2 protein-coding genes are annotated in these 5247 nt (G+C 64.4%); both read right to left on the bottom strand.

Features of this window, described 5'->3' with window-relative positions:
- Positions 1 to 4608 (bottom strand): non-ribosomal peptide synthetase (locus AC09SL_RS29290; RefSeq protein WP_479571978.1); only part of this gene is annotated, 4608 nt, incomplete at its 3' end.
- 92 nt (positions 4609 to 4700) lie between these two features.
- Positions 4701 to 5247 (bottom strand): phosphopantetheine-binding protein (locus AC09SL_RS29285; protein WP_479571977.1); only part of this gene is annotated, 547 nt, incomplete at its 5' end.

Raw genomic sequence — 5247 nt, 5'->3', positions numbered from 1 at the left:
GTCCACCGACAGGGTCAGTGGGTAATTGGTCCGCTCCTCGTTGCTCAGGATCTCCATGCCCTGCCAGGCGCTCATGGCCTCGGCTGAAGCAGAGCCGGTCGCGCTGTGCCGGTAGTTCAGCAGAGCACTGAACAACGGGGCCGGTGCGGCCACGCGGCTGCAACGTTGCGCCAGGGCCAGCGAAGCATGTTCATGACCGAGCAATGCGGTCAGCCGCCCATGGATGGTCTTGACCCCGGCGCGCGCGCCCTGCTCATCCAGGCTGACCCGCAGCGGCAAGGTGTTGATGAACATGCCAAGGACCCGGTCGGCGCCCTCGCCACCCTGCATCCGCCCCATCAGGACCGTGCCGAACACCACGTCCTCCCGCGCGGACAAACGTCCCAGTACCTGTGCCCAAGCCAAATGGTGCAGGCTGGCCGCACTCACCCCGAGCTGCCGCGCCTGCGCCCGCAAGCGGCGGCTCAAAGCGGCGTCCACTTCCAGCTTGGCCTCCTCGATGCCGCGACCGTCACCCTGCACCTGTTGCAACCCCAACGGCAGGGTCGGCTCGTCGACATCACCGAGCATCTCGCGGAAAAACGCCTCGTGCTCTTGCTCGCTGACGCCCAGGCGCGCCTGAGCCACATAGTTGCGGTACGGCAGCGCGGCGGCCAATTGACCGGCCTGGCCCAGCAAGTGTGCCTGCATTTCCTGCTGCACCACCTCCAGGGCGGTATGGTCCAGGGCAATGTGGTGGAACAGCAGCATCGCCACCCAGCGCTGGTTGACCGGATCATGGACATATCGCAGGCACATCAGCGGGGCCTGGCGAATGTCCAGGCGATGATGACGGGAGTCGTAACGTGCATGCAATTGGGGCACCGCATCGGCGTCCGACGCGTCCAGCTGCAGTCGCTCGACGCTCAACAGCGCCTTGCGCCAGACCACCTGTATCGGCTGCTCCAGCCCCTCCCACATGATCGAGGTGCGCAGGATGTCGTGCCGGTCGATGACTCCTTGCAATGCCTGGGCGAATGCCTCGAGGCGCGCCTCGTCCTGGAAAGCGAACAGCGCCTGCAACACGTAGGGATCGCCCTGCTGCGCCGAGACATGGTGATAGAGAATACCTTCCTGCAACGGCGCCAGCGGGTAGATGTCCTGCACGTTGTGCACACCACCCGGCACCGTGGTGACGATTCGGTCGATCGCCGCCTGGGTCAATGTCGCCAGCGGCAGCATCGCCGGGGTGATCCGCTCACAACCGGGGGTGATGCCATTGGCCGGCACCTCGATCTCATTGCCGCCTCCCACCGCCGCGGCCAGTGCCACGAGGGTCGGCTGGCCGAACAGCACGCGGACATCGGCACTCAAGCCGACCTGGCGCATCTGCTCGATCAGGTTCACGGCTAGCAAGGAATGGCCGCCCAGTTCGAAGAAATGATCGTGACGTCCCACCTGCTCGACGTTGAGGACTTGCTGCCACAGTCGAGCCAAGGTGATTTCGGTATCACCCAGCGGGGCCTCATAGCCCCGGGTAATGATTGACGCCTGGTCCGGCACCGGCAGGGCCTTGCGGTCGAGCTTGCCGTTGGGGGTCAGCGGCAAGGTATCCAGGCGCACGTAGGCAGCCGGTACCATATAGTCCGGCAAGCAGCTTTGCAGGTGTGCGCGCAGGGCTTCGATGCCTGCGCTGTCATCCGTTGAATGCAAGGTGAAATAAGCCACCAGGCGTTTTTCGCCGGGAACGTCTTCACGCACCAACACCGTCGCCTCCTTCACCGCAGCGTGTTGCGCCAGGCGGGCTTCGATCTCCCCCGGTTCGATGCGAAAGCCACGGATCTTCACCTGGCCGTCGTTGCGGCCCAGGTACTCGATATTGCCGTCCTCCCGGAAGCGCCCGAGGTCGCCGGTGCGGTACATCAGGGCCTGGACGTCTTGGCCGAACGGGTCGCGAAGGAATTTCTCGGCGGTCAGGTCCGGGCGGTTCAGGTAGCCGTTGGCGACCCCCAGGCCACCGATGTACAGCTCGCCGGCCACGCCTTGGGGCATGGGCCGCTGCTGCGCATCGAGGATGTAGACCCGGGTGTTGCCCAAGGGCCGGCCAATCGGGACGCTGCCCTCGCCGACGGCCTTGATTTCGTAGGTGGTCGAGAACGTCGTCGCTTCCGTCGGGCCGTAGCCGTTGAGCAGATGGGCCGGCGCGCCATCTTTCAAGACGCGGGCGATCACCGCCGGGTCCAGCACGTCGCCCCCGACAATCAAGTAGCGCAACTGGGCGAACACGTCCATCAGGTGGTCGGCGTACTGGTGAAACAGCCCCGCCGTCATCCACAACACGTTCACCGCTTGCTCGAGCAACAGCCTGTGCAAGCGCTCCTGAGACAGCAACACGGCCTGGTCGACCACAACCACACAACCGCCGTTGAGCAACGGTGCCCAGACTTCCAGGGTACTGGCGTCGAAGGCCGGATTGGAGGCAAAGGCCACCCGGTCCCGCTCGTTGAAGTCGGCATAACCGTTATTGATCACCAGCCGGCTGATGGCCCGATGCGGCACCAGCACGCCCTTGGGCGTCCCCGTGGAACCTGAGGTGTACATGATGTAGGCCGGCGCTTCGCTCGATGCGGGTTGCTGGCCGTAATGGACCAACGGCTCGGAAAGGTCGGCACTGTCCAGATCCACCCGGCGCACGCCCGGCGCCAAGGCTTCGTGGCTGTGGGTCAAGGCCAGCACGGCGTGGCTGTCCTCGATCATGAACTGCTGGCGCTCGGCGGGCGCGTTGATGTCCAGCGGCAGGTACACCGCCGCGCACCTGAGCACGGCCAACTGGCTGACCAGTAGATCGAGCGAGCGCGGCAGCAGGATCGCCACGGTTTGACCCGCTTGCAGGCCAAGGTCGAGCAAATGCCTGGCCAGACGCCCGGCTTTGCTGTCCAGTTCGCGGTAAGTCAGGACCTGCCCACCCTGCACCGCTGCCGGCGCGTCCGGACGCGCCTCGGCCTGGGCCTTGAACAAGGCATGGATTGGCTGCTCCCGCGGATAATCACGGTCGGTGTCGTTGAACGACAGCAGCACCCGTTCGCGCTCCGATTCTGGCAGGAACGATAGGTCGTTAAGCATTGCTCCGGGCGCGGACTCCAAGGCGGTGACCAGGCTTTCAACGGCGGCTTGCATGTAGTCGCCGATGCGTTGCGCGCCAATCAGCGCAGTGGCCTGCACCGACAAGGCGAAGTCATCGGAAAAATCGTCCACCGAAAGGATCAGCGGGTAGTTGGTGCGCTCTTGCGCGCCCAGCGCCTCGATACCGTCCCAAGCCAGGCTGACCTCGGCCGGGAGCACTTGAGCGGCGCTGGCGCTGTGGCGATAGTTCAACAATGTGCTGAACAGCGGCGCCGGCGCGGCCACGCCGCTGCAACGCTGGGCCAGGGCCAGGGACGCATATTCGTGACTGAGCAGGCGGCTCAACCAGGCATGGGTGCTTTTCACCCCGTTGCCCACGTCCTGGGCACCAACGTTCACGCGCAGAGGCAAGGTATTGATGAACATGCCCAGTGCCCGGCTCAGGCTTTCGCCGGCCTGCATGCGCCCCAGCATCACCGTGCCGAACACCACGTCCTCGCGGCCCGATATGCCGCCCAGCACCTGGGCCCAGGCCAGGTGAAAAAGGCTCGCTGCGCTCACACCGAGCTGGCGCGCCTGCGCCCGCAGGCGGCCACTGAGGTTCGGCGTCAAGGCTTGATGGCTTTCTTCGATGCGGCTGCCGTCGCCCAATACATCCTGTTGGCCGAAGGGCAAGGTTGGCTCTTCCACATCCCCCAGCATCTCACTAAAGAACGCCTCGTCAGCCTGACGCTGGCCGGCCTGGCGAGTCCGCGCCACATAATTACGGTAAGGGATGGCGGGTTGCAATTGCCCACTCTGCCCCATCAGCCAGGCTTGCATTTCACTCTGCACCACCATCAGGGCCGCGTGATCGAGGGCCATGTGATGGAACAGCAGCATGGCGACCCAGCGCTGGTTGGCCGGGTCCTCGGCGACTACCAGCAGCAACAGCGGCGCCTGGTTGACGTCCAGGCGATAGTGCCGAGGATCGAAGCGCGCCTGCAGTTGCGCCATGACGTCGCCCTCGGCGAGGTCGGCACTGATGTCCTTGACTCCCAGCCGGGCCTCGCGCCAGACCACCTGCACCGCCTCTTGCAACCCCTCGCGGACAATAGCAGTGCGCAGGATGTCGTGGCGGTCGATCACGCTTTGCAAGGCGTCGACAAAATCCGTCAGGCGCTCCTGCCGGGTGATGCTGAAGTGCGCCTGCAACAGGTAGGGATCGCCCTGGGTGGCCATCAGGTGGTGATAAAGAATGCCCTCCTGCAACGGCGCCAGCGGGTAGATGTCCTGCACATTGGCCGCGCCACCCGGCACGGTGGCCACAATGCGGTCGATGGCTGGCTGGTCGAGGGTCACCAGTGGCAGCATCTGCGGCGTGATATGCCTGCAATCGGGGGCGATGGCATTGGCTGGGATGTCGATGTCCCCAGCCTTGCTGTCATCGTATTGCCCAGCCTGGATCAACTCGATCAGCGCGGCTTTGTGCTCGCGCAACAAGGCCAGCACCGCCGGCTCGCCCAGGGACTGTTTGCGGCCCCGTACCACGAGCTGATCGCCCTTGACTGAAAGCTGTACGCCTTTTTCTTTTAGTGTCGCCAACAGTTCGATCACACTCACAGGACAATCTCCATTTTTTCTGTCGTTGCCGCGTATTCCGAGAGCGTGGGCTGCTCGAACAACGTCCGCACATCCGCTTCCATACCTTCTTGGCGCATCCGCTCCATCAGGCTGACAGCAAGCAAGGAATGCCCGCCCAATTCGAAGAAGTGGTCGTGACGGCCAACGCGCTCTACGTTGAGGACTTCGGCCCATAGCTGGGCCAGTGTGATTTCGGTTTCGCCGATGGGGGCTTCGTAGCCCCGGGTGATGAACGCCTCCAGGGCCGGTGCCGGCAGCACCTTGCGGTTGAGCTTGCCGTTGGGTGTCAGCGGCATGGCGTCGAGGCGTACATAGGCCACCGGCACCATGAAGGCCGGCAGTTGCGCCAGTAGCCAGGTACGCAACGCGTCGAGGTCCGCCATTGCGTGCGGCGCGTATTGGGTGAAATAGGCCACCAGGCGTTTTTCCCCCGGTACGTCCTCACGGACCAGCACCGCGGCCTCGTTCACTCCCTCGTGCTGGGCGAGCTTGGCTTCGATCTCGCCCAGTTCGATACGGAAC

The organism is Pseudomonas sp. PF05, from assembly GCF_056521845.1.
The sequence above is the reverse complement of the archived record's forward strand: the minus strand, read 5'-3'. Positions and strand labels throughout refer to the sequence as shown.